Below are 22,872 nucleotides of genomic sequence, written 5' to 3' on the forward strand. Positions count from 1 at the left end.
CATGCTGAAGACTGCTTTCACACCTCTGACCCTGGCCCTGCTGCTCGCCGGCTGCGCCGTGACCTCGCAGCGCCCGCCCACTGAAGGCCCGCCGCCCGCGAGCTTCACCGGCTCCGCCGAATGGCAGCGCGTCGCGCCCGACGTGGCTGTGCCCGAGGCCTGGTGGACGATGTTCAAGGACCCGGTGCTGGACAGTCTGCAGGCCGATCTCGTCGTCGGCAACCAAAACCTCGCTGCGGCGCTGGCCCAGGTCGCGTCTGCCCGCGCGGTGCTGAAGGCCAGCGGCTCGGCCATCTTCCCGACGCTGTCCATCGGTGGCGGCACGACGCGCTCCGCCACGGCGGAGAACAGCAACGGCCAGCGCACCGTGTCCACCAACAACTCGCTGACGGCCAACGCCGCGTGGGAGATCGACCTGTGGGGGCGGCTGGCCGAAGGCGTCAAGGCGGCCGGCGCGAACTACCAGGCCAGCCAGGCCGACCTGGCCGCGCTGCGCCTGTCGGCCCAGGCGACGCTGACGCAGAGCTATTTCGCGCTGCGCACCGCCGAGGCCCAGCAGGCGCTGCTGGAGCGCACGGCGGCCGCCAACCAGCGTGCGCTGGAGCTGACGCAGGTGCGCTACGCCAGCGGCGTGGTCGCGCAGACCGACGTATTGCAGGCGCGCACGCAGCTGCGCAGCGTGCAGTCGCAGCTCAGCGAGATGCGCTCCCAGCGCGCCCAACTGGAGCATTCCATCGCCACCCAACTCGGCAAGCTGCCGGGGCAGTTCCAGCTGCTTCCCAGCGCTCGCCTGCCCGAGCTGCCGCCCGTGCCCGACCTGGTGCCGTCGACGCTGCTGGCCCAGCGCCCTGACATCGCCGCCGCGCGCGCCCGCCAGACGGCGGCCTATGCGCAGATCGGCATTGCTGACGCGGCCTTCTTTCCATCGGTCGACCTGTCTGCCAGCGCGGGCTATCGCGGCTCGTCCTGGTCCAACCTGATCTCGGCGCCGAATCTGGTTTGGTCGCTGGGCGCGGCAGTGGCCGCACCCATCTTCGACGGCGGCCAGCGCCGCCTCGCGAGCGCGCAGGCCCGCGCATCGGCCGATGCCGCGACGGCCAACTACCGCCAGGCCGTGCTGACGGTGTTCCAGGAGGTCGAGGACAACCTCGTCGATTTCGCCGAATCCGGCGCCGCGCTGGCGCTGCAGCGCGACGCCCTCGAAGCGGCGGAGCGCAATCTCGAGATCGTGCTGGCCCAATACCGCGCCGGCACGGTGAGCTTTCTGAACGTCAGCGCGGCGCAGACGACGGCGCTTTCGGCCGAGGGCAGCCTGCTCAGCTCGCGCAACCGCCAGCTCGTGGCGGCCAATCTGCTGTTGAAGAACCTGGGCGGTCGGCTGCCGCCGGCGACGACGCAGCAATGAAAAAGGGCTCCTTGCGGAGCCCTGCGTCTTTGGCTTGAAGCCGGGAAGAAATTACTTCTTCTTCTTCTTCTTGCCGTCGTCCACCGGAGCGGCAGCGACGACGATGACTTCTTCAGCGGCCGGTGCGATCGGCGTCGCGATGACGGGGTTCGGCTTGCCGTGCGTCACGACCTTGATGCCTTCCGGCAGCTTGATGTCGTTGACGTGCAGCGAGTGACCCTGGGTCAGGCCCGACAGATCCACCTCGATGAACTCGGGCAGTTGCTTGGCCAGGCAGGTGATCAGCAGCTCGGTGACGACGTGGTTGACCGTGCAGTGATCGGTCTTGACGGCCGGCGACGTGTCTTCACCGATGAAGTGCAGGGGCACCTTCTTCGTGATCTTGGTCGTGGCGTCCACGCGTTGGAAGTCGCAGTGCAGGACTTGCGGCTTGTACGGGTGCATCTGGAAATCGCGCAGCAGCACTTGCGTGGTGGCGCCAGCCAGTTCCATGTCCAGCAGCGAGCTGTGGAAGGCTTCCTTCTTGAGGGCGTGGAACAGCGCGTTGTGATCGAGTTCGATCATGACGGGCTCACCAGCGCCAAAAACGATACCGGGCACTTTGCCGGCGACTCGCAGGCGGCGGCTCGCTCCGGTCCCCTGCAATTTGCGCTCAAAAGCGACGAACTTCATGGTTTTCTCCAAAAAGAGAAACGGCCCCCGCGACCAGGCGCCGTTGAAAATGCGGCCCCTTCCGAGGCCGCGGCGGTTTCAAGGATCAGAAGTTGTTGTTCTGGTCCGAGAAGAGGGAGGTGACCGACTCGCCATCAGAGATGCGGCGGATGGTCTCGGCAAACAGGAAGGCCACCGACAGCTGGCGGATCTTCTTGCAGGCCTTGGCCGCGTCGGTCAGCGGAATGGTGTTGGTGATGACGACTTCATCCAGTTGCGAGCCGGCGATGCGCTCGATGGCCGGGCCCGACAGGATGGGGTGGGTGCAATAGGCGAACACGCTCTTGGCGCCGCGTGCCTTCAGCACCTCGGCCGCTTTCACGAGGGTGCCTGCGGTGTCGATCATGTCGTCCATGATCACGCAGTTGCGGCCGTCGATCTCGCCGATGACGTGCATCACTTCAGACACGTTGGCAGCCGGGCGGCGCTTGTCGATGATGGCCAGGTCGCAGCCGAGCTGCTTGGCCAGGGCGCGTGCGCGCACCACGCCGCCCACGTCGGGGCTGACGACCACCAGATCCGCGTAATTGCGGCTCTTCAGGTCCGACAGCAGCACCGGCGACGCGTAGATGTTGTCGACCGGGATGTCGAAGAAGCCCTGGATCTGGTCGGCGTGCAGGTCCATCGTCAGCACGCGCTCGACGCCGACGGTTTCCAGCAGGTTGGCAACCACCTTGGCCGAGATCGGCACGCGCGTGCTGCGCGGGCGGCGGTCCTGGCGGGCGTAGCCGTAGTAGGGGATCACGGCGGTGATGCGGCGAGCGCTGGCGCGCTTGAGCGCGTCCACCATGATCAGCAGTTCCATCAGGTTCTCGTTCGTCGGCGCGCAGGTGGGCTGCACGACGAAGACGTCACGAGCGCGGACGTTCTGCTGGATCTCGACGGTGACTTCACCGTCGGAGAAGCGGCCGACCACGGCCTTGCCCAGCTCGAGTCCGAGATGGGTGGCGATTTCCTGGGAGAGGACCGGATTCGCGTTGCCGGTGAAGAGAACCGTGTTGAGCAGCACTGGGAGCCTCTGGTGTCAGTGGCTCGCTGAAGCGCAAGCCGGTTCAGCGAAAAACAAAAATCTGGCAGGGGAGGAAGGACTCGAACCCTCGCATGTCGGAATCAAAATCCGATGCCTTGACCAACTTGGCGACTCCCCTACACAGGACACAGCAGAGCTGCTGCACCCTATAACCTTTCAGTCAGCCCAGCCCGCGAGCGGGTGTTGAGCCAAACTGCGGCAGATTCGACCGGTCCACTCTGCAGGCCTGGCCTGCAGCAATGTCGCCAGGGACTGGTCGTCCTTGCCATCTTTTCCATCCCCAGCCAGTACGGAGAACACCGCAGCGCCTGAGCCCGTCATCCGGGCGTTGTCGAACTGCTTCGACATGCACGCTACCGCGTCTTGCACTTCACTGCTGATTCCTTCGGCGGCACGTTGAAGGTCGTTGCGACCGAAACCGTTCACCAGGTTTTCTGCAGTTCCAGCCAGGGCGGGAAAGCCCGCGACTATAGCCAGGTTTTCGCTCCTTGCCAAGAGTGGGCTCGAAAAGATGTCCTTGGTGGCCAGTCCTGCCGGCCCCTTGAGCACGGCGAAGCGCTGCTCGGGCAGGGCCAGCGGGTGCAGGATCTCGCCGATGCCTTCGACGAAGGCCGGCCCGCCGCCCAGGAAGAAGGGCACGTCAGCGCCGAGCTTCAGGCCCAGGGCCATAAGCTTGTCCAGCGGCAGGCGCAGGCCCCAGAGCCGGTTCAGCGCAAGCAGCGTCGTCGCGGCGTCGGACGACCCGCCACCCATGCCCGCACCGGCGGGCAGGCGTTTTTCGAGATGGATGTCGGCACCCAGCGCGCAGCCGGTCTCAAGCTGCAGCAGCCGCGCGGCGCGCAGGCAGAGGTCGTCAGCGGGAAGGTCGCCGCCGAGCACGTCGTGCCGGGCCAGCATGCCATCGGCGCGCGCTTCGACATGCAGCGTGTCCGCCCAGTCGATCAGCACGAAGACCGATTGCAGCAGGTGATAGCCGTCCGCGCGCTTGCCGACGACGTGCAGGAACAGGTTCAGCTTGGCCGGCGCGGCCAGGTCATGGAGAGCTTTCATCGCCTCCGTCCAGGCGGGCGCGCAGCGTGACGACGGGGTCGGCCAGCCGTGTCGCGACGAGGGCGGGCAGCTTGGGCTCGATGCGCCAGCCCAGTTGCTCGAAGCCGTTGGCCGTCTTGCTGTGTGCAGCGGCCGGCCACGGGCGGGCCTGCAGCCAGTCGAACAGCGCCGCCACGGGCACGGTCTCGCCGAGCAGCTCACGGGTCAGTGCGTCGAGGTCGTCGAAACGGCGCTCGTCGTTGGGCGTCTGCAGCGTGACGAGGCCCGGTTGCCAACTGGCGCGGGCCACCAGCGAGCCCAGCGGCGATGTCAACTCCAGCCGGCCAGCTGTCGGGCCGCCGAAGAGCTCGAAGCTGGCCGCGCCGCCGGTGCCGCGGCTGTGCACATCGCCGGCCACGGTCACGCTGATGCGGCCGCTGAGGCGGGATTCGTTCGTGGCTGGCGGTGTCTGCGGCAGTTGCGCGCAGCCAGCCAGCGCCAGCGCGAGGAAAAACGCGGCGAGCTTCAAGGTTTGACCTTCAACCGGTCCAGCGTCTCGCGCAATGCTTCATTGCTCGGGTCACGCTGGGCGGCGTCGGCGAGCACGCGGCGAGCCTCGTCCTGGGCGCCGCTGGCCCACAGCACCTCGCCGAGGTGGGCGGCAATCTCGGCGTCAGGCCGGCCGGTGTGGGCCTGGCGCAGCAGCTTGGCGGCTTCGGTCAGGTTGCCCAGGCGGAACTCGACCCAGCCCAGGCTGTCGACGATGAAGGGCTCGCCCGGCGCGAGCTTGAGCGCCTGTTCGATGAGCTGCTTGGCCTCGGGTAGGCGCAGATTGCGCTCGGCCAGCGAATAGCCCAGCGCGTTGTAGGCGTGGTGGTAGTCGGGCTTGATCTCGATGACCTTGCGTAGCAGCGCCTCCATCTCGTCGAACTTGCCGACCTTCTCGGTCATCATGGCCTGCTCGTAAATCAGGTCGGCGTCGCCGCTGAAGCGTGCCGTCGCGGCCTTGAGCACGTTGAGCGAGGCGGCGTAGTCGCGCTGGTCGCGCATCAGCTGGGCCTCGGCCAGCAGCGCGGCGCGGGTTTCGGTGTCGCCGGCATCGGCGGCCGGCTGCAGCAGCTTGCGGGCCTCGGCCAGCTTGCCCTGGCGGGCCAGCAGGCTGGCGCGGCGGTAGCGCACGTCCAGGCCGCTGCTGTCGACCTTCTGCAGCGCCGCCTCGGCAGCCTTGAAATCACCGCGCTGCTCGGCTGCCTGGGACAGCATCAGCCAGGCCTGCTGGCGGCCGTCGGCACGGGCCTTGATCTCGGCATCGGTGCCGGCGGCCGGCGTGTCCAGGCGCTTCAGGCCTTCGCGCAGGGCGGTTTCGGCGGCGGCCGGGTGCTTGAGTTCCAGTTCGATGGCGCCCAGGGCCAGCCAGGGCGCGGGGTTGTCGGGCGTGGTTTCGGTCAGCAGGCGGAACTCGCGCGCGGCCTCGGCCGGGCGCTGCGCCTGGATCAGCGCCCGGCCATAGGCCTGGCGCAGTGCGTGCTGGTCGGGCTTTTGCTGCAGGCGCGTGCTGATGAGGCTCTCGGCCTGTGGCTCGGCGGGCATGAGGTCGACAGCGAGCTGCATCGCGTCGTCGCCATCGGGCACCGCCTGGTTGAGTTCGCGGGTCAGCGCCAGCGCGCGCGCGTTCTCGCCGGCGTTGATGGACAGGCGCGCCTCGGTGTACAGGGCGGCGGGCTTGAGCGGGCCGGTCTGGGCCCGCAACACCGGGCCAAGCCCGGCGAGCACGGACTTCGGATCGGGCGAGCGCTGGAACAGGCGCGGCAGCGCGAGGATGTAGCCGGGGCGCTGCGGTGCGGGTGCGATGCGCAGCAGGGCCAACAGCGGCTGCGCCACCTCGGCCGGCTTGTTCATCAGGGACAGCAGTTGCACGACGCTCTGCAGCGCGTCGGTCGACGTGGGCACGGTTTCGGCCCAGGCGCGCGCGGCCAGCAGCGCCTGGTCGCCGGCGCGGGCCTGGATGGCGATGTTGACGACGCGCTTGAACAGCTCCTCGTCGGACGTGCGCCGCGCGGCGTCCAGCAGCACCTGGAAGGCGACGCCGGCCTGGCCGTTCTGCAGTTCGATCTCGCCGATCAGCAATTGGTAGAACAGCGGCGCATCCATCGCCGAGTTCGTCGGAGCCTCCGCGGGCGCGGTCGTGATCGCGTCATCTTGGGCGTGAGCTTGCAGGGCAGCCATCAGCAGGGCGGCGGCGGCGATCACGCGACGAAGGGGCAGGGGCATTCGAACTCCAGGGACGATGGAAACGCTGAACAGGTTCTTCACGGCACGCGCATCCTGGCTGTGGGCGCATCGCCGCGTTGCAAATGCTCACCATAGCCTCAGCTATGGCTGCGCTTTGCGCCTTGCGCTGCATCCCACACCCAGGCGCGCGCGCTCGTTCAGTACCTGTTCAGCATTTCCGCTGATTATGATTTCCGCTCCATGCCCGAGTTACCCGAAGTAGAAGTCACGCGCCGCAGCTTTGCCGGCGCCATCCACGGAGCCCGGGTGACCGGTCTGCGCCTGGGGAAACCCCTGCGCTGGCCGCTCGGCGTAGACCCCGAAACCCTGCTCGGCAGCCGCGTCGGCGACGTGCAAAGAAGGGGTAAATATTTGTGGCTTCCGCTCGGTAGTGCCGGCGGGCTGCTGATGCACCTGGGCATGTCGGGGTCGCTGGCCTTCCTGGACACGACGCCGGCGGCGGGCGTGCACGACCATTTCGACCTGCATACCGACCGCGGCCTGCTGCGCCTGACCGACCCGCGCCGCTTCGGCGCCGTCGTCTGGGGCGCGGCGCTGGAGGCCGAGCCGGTGGCGACGCTGCTCGGCGGCCTGGGGCTGGAGCCCTTCGACGAGCGCTTCGACGGGCTGCATCTGCATGCCGCGCTGAGCGGCCGGCGTGTCGCGATCAAGCAGGCCCTGCTGGCGGGCGACATCGTCGTCGGCGCAGGCAACATCTACGCCTGCGAAGCCCTCTTCATGGCCGGCATCGACCCGCGCCTGCCCGCCGGCAAGCTCAGCCGCCCGCGTGCCGACAAACTCGCGCTCGCCGTGCGCACGGTGCTTGGCCAGGCGCTGGAAGCTGGTGGCACGACACTGCGCGACTTCCGCGACGCCCACGGCGTGGCTGGCAGCTTCCAGATGCAGGCCCAGGTCTATGGCCGCGAGGGCCAGCCTTGCCGGCGCTGCGGCACGGTCATCAAGCGCATCGTGCAGGGCCAGCGCTCCACCTTCTTTTGTCCCCAATGCCAGAAACGTTGACTGCCGATTTCACCGATTTCGGCAAGACCGTCGTCGCCTGGCAGCGTCGCCACGGCCGCAATACGCTGCCCTGGCAGAACACGCGTGATCCCTACCGCGTCTGGCTGTCGGAAGTCATGCTGCAGCAGACCCAGGTTGCGACGGTGCTGGGTTATTACGAGCGCTTCCTGGCGCGCTGGCCCAAGGTCACCGACCTGGCGGCGGCGTCGCTGGACGAAGTGCTGGCCCAGTGGGCCGGCCTGGGCTACTACAGCCGTGCGCGCAATCTTTACGCCTGCGCCAAGGCCGTGGCCGAACTGCATGGCGGCGAGTTCCCGCCCACGGCGGCCGGTCTGCAGACGCTGCCCGGCATCGGCCGCTCCACTGCGGCGGCAATCGCGGCCTTCTGCTTCGGCGAGCGCGTGGCCATCCTCGATGGCAACGTGAAGCGCGTGCTCGGCCGCGTGCTCGCCTTCGACGGCGATCTGGCCAGCAGCGCCGCCGAGAAAAAGCTCTGGGATCGTGCGACCGAGCTGCTGCCGCAGCAGGATGTCGACCGCTACACGCAGGGCCTGATGGACCTGGGCGCGACCGTTTGCTCGACGCGCTCGCCCGACTGCCTGATCTGCCCCGTACAACCGATGTGCCGCGGCCAGCAGCAAGGCGACCCGACGCGCTACCCCATCAAGACGAAGAAACTCAAGCGTGGCCGGCGCGAGAACTGGTGGCTGTGGGTGGAAAAGGCAGGGGGCCAGGTCTTGCTGCAACAGCGCCCGGCCACCGGCGTATGGGCCGGGTTGTGGACACTGCCGATGTTCGACGACGAAGCCAGTGCCCGCGCTGCCCTGCCCGGCGGCGAACTGGAGACGCTGCCGCGGCTGCAGCACGCGCTGACGCACTTCGACTGGGTGCTGCATACGCTGCGAGCCGAGGCGGTTGAGGGTGTGACGCCTTGCGGCACCTGGGTGGCGCGGGAGAGACTTGTGGATTACGCGCTTCCCGCGCCGCTCAAAAAGATGATCCAGGAAAGCTGAATGATGCTGCCCCCACGCTCACTACGTTCACTGCCCCCCCAGGGGGTGTGTCAGCGCCTTCGGGCGGCCGGGCGGTGCTGACATGAACGCCCACGTCAAAAGCGGCATCGAGTACGCGGTGATCACCCTGCTGGTCGCCGGCCTGTGCCTTTGGCAGCTCATCAGCAGCACGCAGGACGGCGAGCCGCCGGCGTCCATGCTGACGCTCACGGCGCTGGGCCTGGCCGTGTCCGGCACCATGCATTGCGTGTTCATGATGCAACTGGTGCGACGTACGGGCCGAGCTTTTTGGCCCTGGTTCGTTGCCATCGTCCTCTTCATGCCCATCGGCACGGCGGTGCTGCTGGCGATGCTGCTGGGCGACGCGGACGCAGCGGAAAGCTGACACTGCGCAGTCTTCACGCCTGATCGCATTGCCTGCCCGAGGAGTAAAGGGCAAAGTCCCCAGCACAACGACTAAAGGGGACAGCCTTGGACGCCTTGAAGAACCTGCGCGTTGGAGCGCGCCTTGGCCTTGCGTTTGCCATCCTGCTGGCGCTGATGCTCGGGATGGCCGGCGTTGGAACGCTGCTCGCGAAGTCGATCAACTACTACGCCGAGTACTACCCCACCAACATCCTGCCGTCGCTGCGCAACATCCACCAGATCGACGGTGCCATCTCGGACGCCCGGCGGCTGGAGCAGCAACACATCCTGACCGACGACGACAAGGAGAAGAAGTCGCTCGGTGGTCGCATCGCCAAGGCCCGGGATGACCTGCAGAAGCGCCTCAAGGACTACGAGCCGCTGGTGGCGGACGACAAGGACCGTGCGCTGCTGAAGAAAGTCGGCGACGGCCTGGCTGCCTATCTCGCGGTGCAGGACAAGGTGCTGAAGGCCTCCGACGAGAGCGCGTCCGACCCGACCCAGGGCACGGCAGCCAAGGACCTGACCTTCGGCGCCGCGCGCGCCGCCTTCACCCCGGTGCGCGAGGCGGTCAACGAATGGTGGGTCTACAACGAACAGCTGGCCGCCGCGACCACGGAGTCGGCCGCCGCCGCCTACCGCCGTGTGCTGTGGATCTTCGCTCTCGCCTCGGCCGTGGCCCTGGTCATCGGCGTGCTGGCGGCTCTGTGGATCACGCGTTCCATCACCCGCCCCGTGCAGCTTGCCTCCGACGCGGTCAAGGCCGTGGCCAGCGGCGACCTGACGCAGCGCCTGCACAGCAGCTCGCGCGACGAACTCGGCCAGCTGCTGACGATGCTGGACGAGATGACGCAGAACCTTGCACGCATGGTGTCCGGTGTGCGCCAGGGCTGCGACCAGCTCAATGTCGCGGCCTCCGAGATCGCCCAGGGCAATGCCGACCTGTCAGCGCGCACCGAGAGCCAGGCGTCCAGCCTTGAAGAAACGGCGGCCTCGGTTGAGCAGATGGCCGCGCAGATCAAGGCCAATGCCGACAACGCCCGCCAGGCCGACCAGCTTGCGAACCATGCGTCCGAAGTGGCCGGGGCCGGCGGCGTCGCCGTCGGCGAGGTCGTCACGACGATGGACGCCATCTCGACCTCCAGCCGCAAGATCTCCGACATCATTGGCACCATCGACGGCATCGCCTTCCAGACCAACATCCTCGCGCTGAACGCGGCAGTCGAGGCGGCGCGTGCGGGTGAGCAGGGCCGCGGCTTCGCCGTCGTGGCCGGCGAGGTGCGCCTGTTGGCCCAGCGCAGCGCCGAGGCGGCCAAGGAGATCAAGAGCCTCATCGGCGACAGCGTCAGCAAGGTCGAGAGTGGCAGCGCCCAGGTGCTGTCGGCGCGCGAGACCATCGGCCAGATGGTCAACGAGGTGCGCAAGGTGACCGACCTCGTCGGCGAGATCACCGTGTCCAGCCGCGAGCAGAGCGAGGGCGTGGGTCAGATCAACGCCGCCGTCAGTCAGCTCGACCAGGCGACGCAGCAGAACGCCGCGCTGGTGGAGCAGACGGCTGCCGCCGCCGAGAGCATGCGCCAGCAGACCACCAAGCTGAGCGAGGCCGTGGCGGCTTTCCGTGTCGACTCTGCGGCTGCGCCGGCTGCTGCGCGCAGCACGCCCAAGCCGGCGCCACGGCCTGCGATGGCGGGCCGGCCTGCCGCACCCAGGCCGGCGGCGCCCAAGCCCACTGCCAAGGTCTCTGCTCAGGCGCGGCCCGCGCCGGTGAGCGCAGCACCGACACCGACACCGACACCGGCCCCGGCCCCCATGGCCGCGGCGCCCACGCCCAGCACGGCCGAGGGCGACTGGGAGACGTTCTAGAAGAGGCTCGCCAGCCGCTGCACGGCGGCCTCGGACTGCGCGCGGTCGGGCTGCAGGTCGGCGTTGCCGAAATCGCCTTCACCCATGGCGGCGACAAGCAGGCCGTCGCGGCGCGGCAGCACCACGAGGTTGTGGCCGCGGTAGATCAGCGCGTAGTCCACCTCGGGCTGCGGGATGAGGCGGGCCGTCTGGCCGCGTACCGGCGTCAGGCTCGTGTCGCCGAGCAGCGTGCGCGCGCCGTCGCCGGTGCAGTTGACGATCAACCGCTCGGGCAGGCGTGCGAACTCGCGCGGCTGGCGGAACTCGCGCTGCACCAGTTCGCCGCCGTCGCGCGCGAAGTCGTCCAGCAGCAGGCGTTGGTAGGCCGGGATGTTGAAGACGAGCTGCGTGAAGCGGCGCACGTGCGGCTTGCGAAACGGATGCTCGGCGGCCGCAAGCGCCTTGCCTTGCGGGCGCAGGTCGGCGACGCGCGAGCCGAGGTCGGGGTAGTCGGGTTCCTCGACATGGCCTGCGTAGCTCGGAAGAGGTTGGTCGAAACCCTCATCGGCCACGACGAAGCCGTCATGCCATTCGACCGGGCCGGAGGGCAGGCCGAGATAGCTCTGGTGTACCTTGAACGAGGCTCGTGCCATCGCTTCCCAACCGGCCGTCCAGGCCTCGTCGGCATGCGCCTCGGTGACGATGCGCGAGTCCGGCGTCCACAGCCCCGTCGCGGCCGAGGAGTGCACGCGCGGTGGCCTGTCCTTGGCGTAGAGGCGCACCTTGTAGCCAGCTTGTTGTGCCGTGCGCGCCGTCGTCAGCCCGATGGCACCGCAGCCGATGACGGCGATGCGTTCGCCCGGCCGTGCGCCGCTGGCCTGCACCAGCGCCAGCGCCTGCTGCGCCGAGCCCCAGGACAGCGACCAGCCGCTGCCGCCGTGGCCGTAGTGGTGGACGAGGGTCTTGCCCCAGCGCCGCTCGGCCTCGATGCGCGGGCCCTGGGTGCGGAAGGGGCGGATGCCGACGGCGATGTCGATGATGCGGTCGACGCTGGCGCGCATCGCGGCCGGCAGGCGCTGCGGCGCGAAGTCCAGGCCGAAGGCGGGCAGGGCGAGGGCAGCGCTGCCGGCCGCAAGCAGATGACGGCGCTGCACGATCAGGAGGCTTGTTTTGCCAGCGACTTGCGGATCAGCGCCGCGTCGCGCAGGCGGTTGGCCGAGCCATCGGCGTCCAGCAGCACGACGGTGACCGGGCGCTTGCCGTTCAGGATGCGCATGGCCAGGCAGCGGCCCGCCTCCTCGGTGTAGCCGGTTTTGGAGATGCGGATGTTCCAGCCCTTGGCGCCCACCAGCCGGTTGGTGTTGCGCACCTCGCGCTGGCGGCCATCGACCGGCACCTGGGCCTTCTTGACGCTGGTGATGCGCTCGATCTCGCCGTAGCGCGCTGCCGCTGCCGTGATGGCCGCCATCTCCGTCGCCGTCGAGGTGTTGGCCGGCGACAGGCCGGTCGGGTCGGTGATGGCGGTGTGTTTCAGGCCGAGGGCGCGGATCTTGGCCTGCATGGCCTTCTCGAAGCCAGCCTCGCCGCCGGGGAAGGTGCGTGCCAGCGCCGCGGCGGCGCGGTTTTCGGACTCCATCAGCGCCAGTTCCAGTGCGGACTGCCGGCTCATCTGCGTGCCCACGCGCACCCGCGATCGGCTGTGCTTGAGGGTGTCGACGTCGTCGCTCGTGATGCGCAGCTTCTCACCCGGGTCCAGCTTGGCATCGAGCACGACCATGGCCGTCAGCAGCTTGGTCAGCGAAGCGATGGGCACGACGGCATCGGCATCGCGCGACATCAACACCCTGCCGCTCACGTCGTCGATGACGACCACATGTTTGGCATTGACGGGCAGCCGCAGCTGCTGAACTGGCGGGGCCTCGGCCTCGATGGCGGCTGGGCTCGGTGGCGCCTCGACCGGGTCGCGGCCTTTGGCTTGCACGACGAAGCTGGTCGCGGCGATCAGGAGAGCCGGCAGGGCCAACTTCCAGCCGGTGGCTTGAGGCTTGGGGGCGAGCAGACGCTCGATGCGGGCGAGCAGATCGCCGCCACGAGCAGCGATTGCGGGAGAGGGGGTCATGTCGGAAACATCCATTTCGGAAAGGGCGTGCAGGGCCAGGGCCAGGCGGCGTGAATCGCCGAGCAGTTCGGCCGAGATCTCGTCGGCCACCAGCTCGCGTTCATGACGCATGCGAGCCGACAGCCACCAGACGACGGGGTGAAAGAAGAGCAGGGCCTCGACGGCGCTCTGCAGCAGGTTGGCGAGGTAGTCCCAGCGCCGCACATGGGCCAGTTCGTGGGCGAGCAAGGCTTCGAGCAGATCCACCGGCAGGCGGCTCAGCAGCGCGGCCGGCAGCAGCACGCAGGGCCTGAGCATGCCGATCGCGATCGGGCCTGCCAGCTCGGGCAGCAGGCGCAGCGGCACGCTGCGTTTCAGGCCGAGGCGGCGGGCCAGCGCATCCAGGCGTGCCTGCCACTCGGCTGGTGCCGGCGTGCTGCGCCGCCGTGCACGGCCCACCCAGGCCAGGCCCAGCGCCAGGCGGGCCAGCATCAGCGTCGTGCCCAGCGCCCACGCCATGACCAGCGCCGGCATCTGCTCGGCCAGCGGTGGCAGCTCGCCGATGAATTCGGCGTCGGCAGGAGCCAGGTCCAGGCATTGGGCCAGCGGCAAGGCCAGGCACAGCCCCAGGCCGGCCGAGCAGACGGCATAGCGCCAGCGTGCCGACGCGCCGCGCATCAGCGCGAGCAGCAGCGCGGCGGCGCCGCCAACGATGGTGCCTTGCCAGACGAAGTTCACGAGGGCCCAGCCCCAGGCATTCATGGCGAGGTCGAGGCTCATCAGGCTTCGTCTCCCTTCCTGGCCAGCAGCTGGCGGATCTCGGCGCGTTCCTTGGCGCTGACATGGTTCTTCAGGGCCGCCAGTACCAGCGCCTTGCCCGAGCCGGCGAAGGCCTTGCTGATGAAGTCCTTCATGAGGGATTGCTGCAGCTTGTCCTGGGCGTGGACGGGGGCATAGAGCTGCGGGCGCTGGCTTTCGTCGCGGGTCAGCAGCCCCTTGCCGTGCATGACCTGCAACTGCCGCAGCACCGTGGCGTAGGTGGCCTCCGGGCGGTCGGGCAGCAGGGCCTCGTGCACGGCCTTGGCGTCTGCGGACCCGAGGCGCCACAGCACTTGCAGCAGGTCCAGCTCGGCGGCCGTGGGCCGCGCGGTGGCGGGGGGCTTGGTGTTCATGGAATTCAGCATAAACGTTCTAGAACGTAATGTCTAGAACTGATGTTCTGAATCCGGCAAACCACTATCCGAAAGTGCGATAGGAGCCGTTCAACAAAGCATATTTGCGGCGCAGCCTCGCCGCCTAAGCTGGCCTCGCCATCCATTCATAAACAAAACCGGAGACAAGAAATGGCGATGTTGAGGACGACATGGAGCCTGCGCCGCTGGTGCGCGGGCCTGGCTTTGGGTGCCGCCGCGGCCCTGGCGGCCGGGCCTGCCGCAGCGCTGGTCAAAGGAGCGGACGTGAGCTGGGTCAGCCAGGAGGAGTCGGCCGGCTACAGCTTCTACAACTCGTCGGGCGCCAAGACCGACCCCTTCGTGCTGCTGAAAAACCTGGGCGTGAACACCATCCGGCTGCGCGTCTGGGTGAACCCGAGCGGCGGCTGGTGCAACGGTGCCGACACGCTCTACAAGGCCAAGCGCGCCGTGGCCCAGGGCCAGAAGATCATGCTGACCTTCCACTACAGCGACTCCTGGGCCGACCCTGGCCAGCAGACCAAGCCCGCCGCCTGGGCCAGCCACACGCTCACGCAGCTGCAGGCCGACGTGTACGCGCACACGCAGGGCATCCTGAGCTACCTGAAGACCAACGGCGTGACCGTGGACTACGTGCAGGTGGGCAACGAGATCAACAGCGGCATGCTGTGGCCCCAGGGCCAGGCCTCGGGCTCCAACTTCAGCAACCTCGTCTCGCTCATCAACAACGGCTATAGCGCCACCAAGGCCGTGTTCCCGAGCGCCAAGGTCGTGCTGCATCTCGCCAACGGCTACAACAACACCGTGTTCCGCTGGTTCTTCGACGGCATGAAGGCCAATGGCGCGAAGTACGACGTGATCGGCCTGTCGCACTACCCCACGGCCAGCAACTGGAGCAGCCTCAATGCCCAGCTGTCCACCAACATGGCCGACATGGTGTCGCGCTACGGCAAGCCGGTGATCGTGGCCGAGACGGGCATGGACTGGCAGCAGGCCAGCGCGGCCAAGGCCATGCTGGCCGATGTGATGACGCGGCTCTCGGCGTTGGGCTCCAACGGCTTGGGCGTCATGTACTGGGAACCGCAGGCCTACCCCGGCTGGCAGGGCTACACCTGGGGTGCGCTGAACGGCTCAGGCTACTTCACGAGCGCGCTGGATCCGTTCTGACCGTTGCGGGTCGAGCGCCGGGCCGGCTCCCAAGCCGGCTTCGCTTGGGCGAGGGGCTCACGACTTTGCGTCCAGCTCGCGGTGGCGCTTCAGCACATGGCCGTGATGGCCGAACTGGCGAGCCAGCATCTCGACGAGATAGACCGAGCGGTGCTGGCCGCCGGTGCAGCCGATGGCCACAGTCAGGTAACTGCGCTGGTCGGCCGCGAAGTTGGGCAGCCAACGCGACAGGAAGCCGGCAATCTGGCCCATCATCAAGCCGACTTCCGGCTGGGCCGCGAGGTAGGCGGCCACCGGCGCGTCGCGGCCAGTCAGCGGGCGCAGCTCGCGGTCGTAGTAGGGGTTGGGCAGCACGCGAACGTCGAAGACGAAGTCCGCGTCGCTGGGCACGCCGTGCTTGAAGGCGAAGCTCTCGAAGACGAGCGTGAGCTTGGCGCCGGCGTTGGGGCCGACGAGGCCGGACAGCCAGGCGCGCAACTGGGCTGGGCGCAGCTGGCTGGTGTCGATGACGGTGGACTCGGCCTTGAGGCCACCCAGCAGCTCGCGCTCCAGCTTGATGGCGTCCAGCAGCAGGCGGTGGCTGTCCTCTGCGGCGCCGTCCAGCGTGCCGAAACCGGTGTCGCGATCCTCGCGCAGCGGGTGAGGGCGGCGCGTCTCGGAGAAGCGACGCATCAGCGCGTCGTTGTTGGCGTCCAGGAAGATGGACCGCACCGCAACGCCCTTGGCGCGCAGCTCCTTGATCAGCGGCAGCAGCAGCGGCAGGGAACTGGCCGAGCGCACGTCCACGGCGATGGCGACGCGGCGCTCACCGCGCTGCTGCTCCAGCCTCAGGAAGTCCAGCAGCAGTTCGGCGGGTAGGTTGTCGACGCAGAAATAACCGGCGTCCTCCAGCGCATGCATGGCCACGGACTTGCCGCCGCCGGACATGCCCGTCAGCAGCACGACGTCACCCTGCAGTTCGGTATCGGGACTCAAGATTTGGCCTTGCGCGGTTTCATGGCGGTGGACGCGTCCAGCATCTCCTGCGCGTGCGCCAGGCTGGTGGACGACAGGCGCTCGCCGCCCAGCATGCGGGCGATCTCGGCGACGCGCGCCTCGCCGGCCACCGGGCTGACGGAGCTGACGGTGCTCTTGCCTTGCACGGCCTTGGCAACGACGAGGTGGCGGTCGGCACAGGCGGCGACCTGGGGCAGGTGGGTGACGGCCAGCACCTGGCGCCGCCCATCGGACGAATGCCCGAGCTGCTTCATGAGTCGGCCCACGGTCTCGGCGACAGCGCCGCCGATGCCGACGTCGATCTCGTCAAAGATCAACGTGCCGGGCGCATTGCCGGTTGCCGCCTGACTGGCCGTTACGGCGATGGCCAGCGCGATGCGCGACAGCTCGCCACCGGACGCCACCTTGCCCAGCGGCCGCGGCGTGCTGCCGGCATGGCCAGCGACGAGGAATTCGGCGGACTCGACGCCGAAGCTCTGCGGGCCGTCGGTCGGGTTCAGGGCGATGTCGAACTGGCCACCGGCCATGCCGAGCTGCTGCATCGCGGCCGTGACGGCCGAGGCGAGCTGCGGCGCCGCCTTCCTGCGGGCGCGGCTGGCGGCCTGGGCCTCGGCGTCGAAGGCCTTGCGCGTGGTGGCCAGCGCGGCTTCGAGCTGGGCGGGGTCGCTGGCGGCGTCGAGTGTCGCGAGCTCGGCCCGCCACTGGGCCAGCAGCGCCGGCAGTTCCTGGGGCTGGCGGCGGTAACGGCGTGCCAGCGTCATCCAGGCGGATACGCGTTCATCCAGCTCGGCCAGCCGCGCCGGGTCGAGGTCTGCCTTGTGCAGATAGGCCGACAACGTGTGGCTGGCGTCCTGCAACTGGGCTTGCACGTCGCGCAGGGCCTGCACGGCGGACAGCAGGCGGCCGTCGTGGTCGAGCACGCGTTCGAGCTGGTCCAGCGCGCCGCCAGCCAGGGACTGGGCGCTGGGCTCGGCTTCGTCCAGCGCCTCCAGGGCCGATTTGGCCGCATCGATGAGGGACTGGCCGTGGGATAGACGCCCGTGCTCGGCGTTCAGCTCCTCCCACTCGCCTTCGGCCGGTGCCAGGCCATCGAGCTCGCCGATCTGCCAGGCCAGGCGCTCACGCTCGCGCAGCGCGTCGGCCTGCTGGCCCTGGGCCTTCTGCAGGGCCTCGGCGGCCTGCTTCCAGGCAGCGTGGGCGCGGGCCAGCGGCGCGGTGTCCAGGCCGGCAAAGCCGTCCAGCAGCTCGCGCACGGCGGCGGGGCGGGTCAGGCCTTGCCAGGCGTGCTGGCCGTGGATGTCGAGCAGGTGGTCGGCCAGTTCGCGCAGCTGGGTCAGCGTGGCAGCGCCGCCGTTGATCCAGGCGCGGCTCTTGCCGGCGGCGTCGATGACGCGGCGCAACAACAGGGCGTCGTCTGCATCGAAACCGGCCTCGTCCAGCCAGGCGCGCAGATGCGCCGGCGTGTCGAACTCCGCGCAGATCTCGGCCTTGGCCGCGCCTTCGCGCACCACGCCGGCGTCGCCCCGGCCCCCGAGGGCCAGTTGCAGCGCGTCGATGAGGATGGACTTGCCCGCGCCCGTCTCGCCGGTCAGCACGGCAAAGCCGGGCTCGAAGTCGAGCTCCAGCGTGGGGACGATGACGAAATCCTTGAGGCTCAGGTGCCGCAGCATCTAGACATACCAACGCAGTTTGCGACGCAAGGTCGCGTAATAACTCCAGCCCTTGGGGTGCAGGAAACGAACCTGGTGCTGGCTACGCCGCACGGTGATGGTGTCGCCGTGCAGCAGGCTCGCCAGGCTTTGCATGTCGAAGTTCACCGACGCATCGCGCCCGGCGACGATCTCCAGGCGCACCTCGCCCAGGTCGGGCAGCACGATGGGCCGGTTGGACAGGGTGTGAGGCGCGATCGGCACGATCAGCCAGCCGGCGATGCTGGGGTGCATCAGAGGCCCGCCGGCCGACAGCGCATACGCCGTGGAGCCGGTGGGCGAGGCCACGATGAGGCCGTCGGCCCGCATGTTGGCGACGAACTGCTCGCCGACCTCGATCTTCAGCTCCACCATGCCGGCCGTCGCGCCACGGCTAACGACCACGTCGTTGAGCGCAAGGCCCGAAAAGATGGACTCGCCGTCGCGCCAGACTGCACCTTCCAGCATCGCGCGGGGCTCGACCTCGTAGTCGCCCGCCAGCACCGGCGCCAGCGACTCGCGCCAGCGCTCGATGGGGATGTCCGTGATGAAGCCCAGGCGCCCCTGGTTGATGCCCAGCAGCGGGATGCCGTAGGGCGCCATCTCGCGGGCAAAGCCCAGCATCGTGCCGTCGCCACCGACGACGACGGCCAGGTCGCAGTTGCGGCCAAGCTGGTCATGCGAGAGGGCGTCGTAGCCACTCAGGCCCGTGTTCAGGGCGGTCTCGGCTTCGAGGGAAACATCCAGCCCGCTGGCGCACAAGAATTGGGCGATTTCCTCCAGCACCGGCTTGATGCCCGGCGCCTGATGCTTGCCCACGATGGCGACATGTCTGAAGCGCTCGGCCATGCATCAAATTACACCACAGGGGTATCGCCTCTCTCCCAAGGATTGGGGGTGTCCATAGAATGGAGAGATGCTCGACGAGCGCTCCAAATCCCTGCTGAAAACCCTGGTCGAACGCTATATCGCGGACGGGCAGCCGGTCGGCTCGCGCACGCTGTCCAAAGCCTCGGGTCTGGAGCTGAGTCCAGCGACCATCCGCAACGTCATGGCCGATCTGGAAGAGCTCGGCCTCATCGCCAGCCCGCACACCAGCGCCGGCCGCATCCCGACGGCGCGTGGCTATCGCCTTTTTGTCGACACCATGCTGACGGCCCAGCCCGGCCTGATCGGCGTGGAGACGGCCCAGCTGCAGCCCGACCAGCCCCAGCGCGTCATCGCCAGCGCGGCGCAGATGCTGTCCAACCTGTCGAGCTTCGTCGGCGTCGTCACGTCGCCCAAGAAGCCCAGCGTCTTCCACCACATCGAGTTCCTGCGCCTTAGCGAGCGCCGCGTGCTGGTCATCCTCGTGTCGCCCGACGGCGACGTGCAGAACCGCGTCATCTTCACAGCGCAAGACCTCAGCCAGGGCGAGCTTGCCGAGGCCAGCAACCGGCTCAACGCCGGCTACGCGGGCCTCACCCTCGAAGGCGTGCGCGAGCGCCTGCGCCATGAGGTCGACGCGCTGCGCGGTGAGATCGCCGGGCTGATGAGCGCCGCCGTGCAGGTCGGCACCGAGGCCATGGCGCAGCAGGACGAGCAAGTCATCGTTTCCGGCGAACGAAATTTGCTGACCGTGCAGGACTTCAGCCACGACATGGGCAGCCTGCGCCGCCTCTTCGACCTTTTCGAGCAGAAGACGCAGCTGATGCGCTTGCTCGACACGTCCAGCCGCGCCGAGGGTGTGCGCATCTACATCGGCGGCGAAAGCCAGGTCGTGCCGTACGAGGAGCTTTCCATCGTCAGCGCGCCCTACGAGGTCGACGGCCAGGTGGTGGGCACGCTGGGCGTCATCGGCCCCACGCGCATGGCCTACGACCGCATGATCCAGATCGTCGACATCACGTCGCGCATGGTCGGTCAGGCACTCAGTCAACGCTGACTAGAATTCGCGCCTCCTTCCCGGGGGCCGTTAGCTCAGTTGGTCAGAGCAGAGGACTCATAATCCTTTGGTCGTTGGTTCAAGTCCAACACGGCCTACCACTTGATGCACATCCGTGCATCGGCACGCCTACAGCCGCGCTGCAAACCGCCTCAGCTGCTCCAGCACAGGCTCGATGTCGCCACCGCTCGGCAGCTCCACATAGATGTCCCCGCCCAGGTCGACTGGCATCTTGGTACCTTGCTCTTTCACGATGAGCACGCGATCCTTGCCCTTGGCGTGGATGAAGTAGCCGGCTTCGAAGACGACGTTGTCGCGCGGCACGGCACTGTGGCCTTCGCCGGTTGAAGCCAACTCGTCGTCCCGTGTGAAGAGGAAGATGCCGGCGCTGCAACGGTCGCTGGCAAGGCCGATCTGGTCCAGGATGTTGCCGGCCAGTTGGAAGTCGGTCTTCCAGTCCAGCACGGTCACGCCGAGGCTGGCCAGGTGGGCCTTGATGACGAGCGCCGTCGCCGTGGAGGCGCCGCAGTAGCCGATGAACACATCGCGGCGCTCCTCGACCTGCCGTCGCCAGATGTCGAAAGGCGCCGTGAAGCCGCCGGTCTGAAGCCAGGCGAGGTCCGCGCCGACGGGGAAGACGCCGACGCGGCCGTGAAAGCTGTTGTCGAACGCGCCGCGCCGCTCGACGTCCTCCTGCACCAGCGCCAGCAGCGGAAGCCCGAGCTGTGTGGCGAGCGCGGCTTCGAAGTGGGTGAACTCGGTGGGCAGCCGAACCGGGCCGCGGGGGCCGTCGAAGCGCCAGCGCGGCAGGCCGATGAGGACGACGCCCACGCAGCGCCGCGACACGTACTCCGCATTCGCGGCCGACCAGGCCATCGCCTCGCAAAGGCTCGCCTTGCCGCGCGTGTCGTGAAAGATCTCGGTCACGAAGCCGAGCGCCTCGATGCGCTCGACGATGGCCCACTTGAACTCGTTCTCCGCCGGGCTGCACCAGTGGTCGATGGGCAGGATGACGTTGACGCGGCGGGTGACGGTCATGTTCATCAGCGTGGGTCCGCCGGCAGCAACTCGCGGAAAAGTTCGCGCGTGTCGAGATGCGCGACGCGCCCTGTCAGCCGCTTGACTTCCGCGACCATGTGCGCGGTGCCGCCCGGGCCGTCGCCTCCCGCGCCGTTCCACAGAGCAACGAGGCTGACCTTCTGCACCCCGTGTACAAGCGCGCTGTACAGCAGCCAGAGGTTGCAGCGCTCGAAGGGGTCGCTGCCGGCCGGTGCCGGGCCGAGTTCGACGGGCATCTCGCGCAGCGAGGTGTTAGCAGCGCCGAGCGCGGCATAGAAACGGTCGCGCCAGCTTGCGCCGTTGGCTGCAGGCATGACCGAGCGTTCGATGAACTCTGGCTGCTCGAAGGGCAGCAGCACCTGGCAACGCATGCCGCGTCGCTGGCAGGCTTCGATGAACAGCAGGTCGCCGCCCGAGGCGGCTTGGCTGAGCGCGAGGTCTCGGTCGTCGGTGTCCAGGGCCTCCAGCGCCTTGGCGATCGCCTGTGCCGCCAGCGGCTCGGCCGAGGCGGGGAAGCGTGGCACCTTGCGCCCGGGCGCATCCACCATGTGGCCGCTGAACAGCACCACCTTGCGCGGCAGCCAGCCTTTCAGCGGCGTGGGCAAGCGCTGCAGTTGGCGGTCGAACACGGCCAGCCCGGCAGCCACCGCCTCGGGGCGGAACTCCAGTTCGGCCAGCATCTGCAATTGCGCGCGCGAGGATTGAAGATCGAACCAGGTGATACCTGGCAGGGCGACGGCTTCCCTGTACGCAAGCCCCACGGCCTGCGGCGTGCCGGTCAGCAGCTCGAGGTCGGCCAGCGTCACTGCGGCCCAGTAGTGCTGCGCCTCGTCGGCCTCGCTTTCAGCGGCGAAGCGCACGGCGCAGCCCATGTTGTCGCGGGTTTGTGCGCTGACGCCGCCGTCCACGCCCAAGTGGGCTGCCAGGTGCAGCAACGTGACGATGTTGATGCCCGAGAAGTAGTGCCCCGGGTTGAGTCGGTAGGCGCGCTCATAGCTTCGGATCGCTGCATGCAGCAGCGCATACTCGTAGCTTGCGTCAGCACGTCGGGCGGCTGCGTCGCTGCCCTCGCGTCGCCAGGCGGCAACCCAGGCATCCTTGTCCACTCGGCCGAGCAGGGCCAGCGTGTCGGCGTCGCGCGGGTGGTCCTCGAGCATGGTCTCGTAATGCAGGCGAGCCCGGTTCAGAGAGTGCCCCGGCGCGCTCTGGCTGCCCAGCCGCTGCAGGCAGATGCCGGTTTCGCGCAGCCCGTTCAGGTGCCCGGGCTCCACTTCGAGTCCCTTGCCCAGATAGTCGAGCGCCAGCAGGAATTGCCCGGCCTTGCGCAGCGCGATGCCAGCCCTGATCCAGGACTCGGCGCGAAAGGCGGCGACCGGGCCTTCGTCGGCCAGCACCAGCATGTCGCCGATGCGGCCCTCTTCGCGGGCGAGGGTCAGCCGGTCTTCCCAGCGGTCATGCGCTTCCCAGAGTTCCCGCACGTCGCCCGCGTTTCGCAACGATTTCCAGTCCGGCTCCTGGAGCTGGGGCAGATGCTGGTAGACCGGGCTGATGCGCCGCTCGTGCCAGGCCGCCATCGTGGCCTTGATCATCGCGGTGAGCGCGTCGATGTCGGCCTGCAGCGTCTGGGCGTCGGGGCCGTCGCCGGCGAGCGTGTAGCGCAGCTTGCGGTCGGTGTAGAGGTCGAAGGCGCTCGGAGCCCTTCCGCCGAACAGCAGCACCACGCCGCGCGAGCGCAGTGCATGCCGCACGCCGACTTCGTACCAGACGTTGGGGTTGGGAATGGAGAGGTCGGCGACGACGAGATCGGCGATCAGCAGCTCTTCGAACATGTCGCCCAGGATGCTGCCGCCCGCCAGCTCCTGGTCTGCGCGAAAGGCTGTCAACCCGGCGGCGTCGATGGCGGGTGCGATGAGCTTCCTGTAGACGAGGTCGTAGTCGACCTCGACACCATCGGGACCGGGCTTGCGCCCGAAGGGCATGGCGACGAAGGCGTGTGGGCGTGTGGACATGGGTGCTCCCGAGGG

General features: G+C 68.4%; 20 protein-coding genes and 2 tRNA genes. 8 read left to right on the forward strand and 14 right to left on the reverse strand.

The annotated features are described in order from the left end of the window. Position 1: 1 nt before the first annotated feature. Entirely contained in the window at positions 2-1,405 is a 1,404-nt protein-coding gene (locus AC07V5_RS29085; RefSeq protein WP_495119099.1) for an efflux transporter outer membrane subunit, read from the forward strand. A 51-nt stretch (positions 1,406-1,456) separates the two neighbouring features. On the opposite strand, the gene AC07V5_RS29090 is transcribed toward AC07V5_RS29085, so the two are convergent. The 6 genes from AC07V5_RS29090 to AC07V5_RS29115 form a co-directional block, all read right to left on the reverse strand. Then, entirely contained in the window at positions 1,457-2,077 is a 621-nt protein-coding gene (locus tag AC07V5_RS29090; protein ID WP_495119100.1) for a 50S ribosomal protein L25/general stress protein Ctc, read from the reverse strand. A gap of 85 nt (positions 2,078-2,162) precedes the next feature. After that, positions 2,163-3,125 (reverse strand): ribose-phosphate pyrophosphokinase, encoded by a 963-nt coding sequence (locus AC07V5_RS29095; protein WP_495119101.1) that lies wholly within the window; start codon positions 3,123-3,125, stop codon positions 2,163-2,165. A gap of 62 nt (positions 3,126-3,187) precedes the next feature. Beyond that, positions 3,188-3,264, reverse strand: a tRNA-Gln gene (locus AC07V5_RS29100). A gap of 38 nt (positions 3,265-3,302) precedes the next feature. Then, complete coding sequence (gene ispE, locus AC07V5_RS29105; protein ID WP_495119102.1) at positions 3,303-4,196, reverse strand: 4-(cytidine 5'-diphospho)-2-C-methyl-D-erythritol kinase; 894 nt, start codon at positions 4,194-4,196, stop codon at positions 3,303-3,305. Continuing rightward, a complete protein-coding gene (locus tag AC07V5_RS29110; protein WP_495119103.1) occupies positions 4,180-4,704 on the reverse strand; it encodes an outer membrane lipoprotein LolB in 525 nt (174 codons plus the stop codon). Before AC07V5_RS29110 ends, ispE begins: the two co-directional genes overlap by 17 nt. Then, on the reverse strand, positions 4,701-6,446 hold the full coding sequence (locus AC07V5_RS29115) for a tetratricopeptide repeat protein (RefSeq protein ID WP_495119104.1): 1,746 nt from the start codon (positions 6,444-6,446) through the stop codon (positions 4,701-4,703). The genes AC07V5_RS29110 and AC07V5_RS29115 overlap by 4 nt, the downstream gene beginning before the upstream one ends. 201 nt (positions 6,447-6,647) lie before the next feature. Here AC07V5_RS29115 and mutM point away from each other — a divergent pair, with 201 nt between their 5' ends. The 4 genes from mutM (at position 6,648) to AC07V5_RS29135 (ending at position 10,747) form a co-directional block, all read left to right on the forward strand. Then, complete coding sequence (gene mutM / locus AC07V5_RS29120; protein WP_495119105.1) at positions 6,648-7,466, forward strand: bifunctional DNA-formamidopyrimidine glycosylase/DNA-(apurinic or apyrimidinic site) lyase; 819 nt, start codon at positions 6,648-6,650, stop codon at positions 7,464-7,466. Beyond that, entirely contained in the window at positions 7,451-8,479 is a 1,029-nt protein-coding gene (gene mutY, locus AC07V5_RS29125) for an A/G-specific adenine glycosylase (RefSeq protein ID WP_495119106.1), read from the forward strand. The genes mutM and mutY overlap by 16 nt, the downstream gene beginning before the upstream one ends. An 82-nt stretch (positions 8,480-8,561) precedes the next feature. Then, positions 8,562-8,864: a hypothetical protein gene (locus AC07V5_RS29130; protein WP_495119107.1), complete on the forward strand. Its 303-nt coding sequence runs from the start codon at positions 8,562-8,564 to the stop codon at positions 8,862-8,864. A gap of 86 nt (positions 8,865-8,950) precedes the next feature. Then, on the forward strand, positions 8,951-10,747 hold the full coding sequence (locus tag AC07V5_RS29135; RefSeq protein WP_495119108.1) for a methyl-accepting chemotaxis protein: 1,797 nt from the start codon (positions 8,951-8,953) through the stop codon (positions 10,745-10,747). Here the strand turns inward: AC07V5_RS29135 and AC07V5_RS29140 are convergent. Genes AC07V5_RS29140 through AC07V5_RS29150 form a run of 3 tightly spaced genes read right to left on the reverse strand, consistent with a single transcriptional unit; the run spans position 10,744 to position 13,996 of the window. Beyond that, positions 10,744-11,880, reverse strand: coding sequence for an FAD-dependent oxidoreductase (locus AC07V5_RS29140; RefSeq protein ID WP_495119109.1), 1,137 nt, complete (start codon positions 11,878-11,880; stop codon positions 10,744-10,746). The two genes, AC07V5_RS29135 and AC07V5_RS29140, sit on opposite strands and share 4 nt — an antisense overlap. Positions 11,881-11,882: 2 nt before the next feature. After that, entirely contained in the window at positions 11,883-13,604 is a 1,722-nt protein-coding gene (locus tag AC07V5_RS29145; RefSeq protein ID WP_495119110.1) for a M56 family metallopeptidase, read from the reverse strand. Beyond that, complete coding sequence (locus AC07V5_RS29150) at positions 13,604-13,996, reverse strand: BlaI/MecI/CopY family transcriptional regulator (protein ID WP_495119111.1); 393 nt, start codon at positions 13,994-13,996, stop codon at positions 13,604-13,606. Before AC07V5_RS29150 ends, AC07V5_RS29145 begins: the two co-directional genes overlap by 1 nt. A 171-nt stretch (positions 13,997-14,167) precedes the next feature. Here AC07V5_RS29150 and AC07V5_RS29155 point away from each other — a divergent pair, with 171 nt between their 5' ends. Continuing rightward, entirely contained in the window at positions 14,168-15,181 is a 1,014-nt protein-coding gene (locus AC07V5_RS29155) for a glycoside hydrolase family 53 protein (RefSeq protein ID WP_495119112.1), read from the forward strand. Between the two features lie 57 nt (positions 15,182-15,238). Here the strand turns inward: AC07V5_RS29155 and rapZ are convergent, their stop codons facing one another. Genes rapZ through AC07V5_RS29170 form a run of 3 tightly spaced genes read right to left on the reverse strand, consistent with a single transcriptional unit; the run spans position 15,239 to position 18,714 of the window. Next, positions 15,239-16,156, reverse strand: coding sequence for an RNase adapter RapZ (rapZ, locus tag AC07V5_RS29160; RefSeq protein WP_495119113.1), 918 nt, complete (start codon positions 16,154-16,156; stop codon positions 15,239-15,241). Next, the gene (recN, locus tag AC07V5_RS29165; RefSeq protein ID WP_495119114.1) at positions 16,153-17,847 is read right to left on the reverse strand and encodes a DNA repair protein RecN; all 1,695 of its coding nucleotides are present in this window, start codon (positions 17,845-17,847) and stop codon (positions 16,153-16,155) included. Before recN ends, rapZ begins: the two co-directional genes overlap by 4 nt. Next, positions 17,848-18,714 carry an NAD kinase gene (locus tag AC07V5_RS29170; protein WP_495119115.1) on the reverse strand — a complete coding sequence of 289 codons (867 nt, stop codon included), beginning with the start codon at positions 18,712-18,714 and terminating at the stop codon, positions 17,848-17,850. It lies immediately after the preceding gene. A 67-nt stretch (positions 18,715-18,781) separates the two neighbouring features. Here AC07V5_RS29170 and hrcA point away from each other — a divergent pair, with 67 nt between their 5' ends. Continuing rightward, a complete protein-coding gene (gene hrcA / locus AC07V5_RS29175; protein ID WP_495119116.1) occupies positions 18,782-19,789 on the forward strand; it encodes a heat-inducible transcriptional repressor HrcA in 1,008 nt (335 codons plus the stop codon). A gap of 24 nt (positions 19,790-19,813) precedes the next feature. Then, positions 19,814-19,890, forward strand: a tRNA-Ile gene (locus AC07V5_RS29180). Positions 19,891-19,918: 28 nt separating this feature from the next. Here the strand turns inward: AC07V5_RS29180 and AC07V5_RS29185 are convergent. Continuing rightward, entirely contained in the window at positions 19,919-20,833 is a 915-nt protein-coding gene (locus AC07V5_RS29185) for a TIR domain-containing protein (protein ID WP_495119117.1), read from the reverse strand. Continuing rightward, positions 20,833-22,857, reverse strand: coding sequence for a TRAFs-binding domain-containing protein (locus AC07V5_RS29190; protein WP_495119118.1), 2,025 nt, complete (start codon positions 22,855-22,857; stop codon positions 20,833-20,835). The genes AC07V5_RS29185 and AC07V5_RS29190 overlap by 1 nt, the downstream gene beginning before the upstream one ends. Between the last annotated feature and the right edge of the window lie 15 nt (positions 22,858-22,872).

The sequence above is a fragment of the Roseateles sp. GW821-FHT02E12 genome (assembly GCF_059421665.1).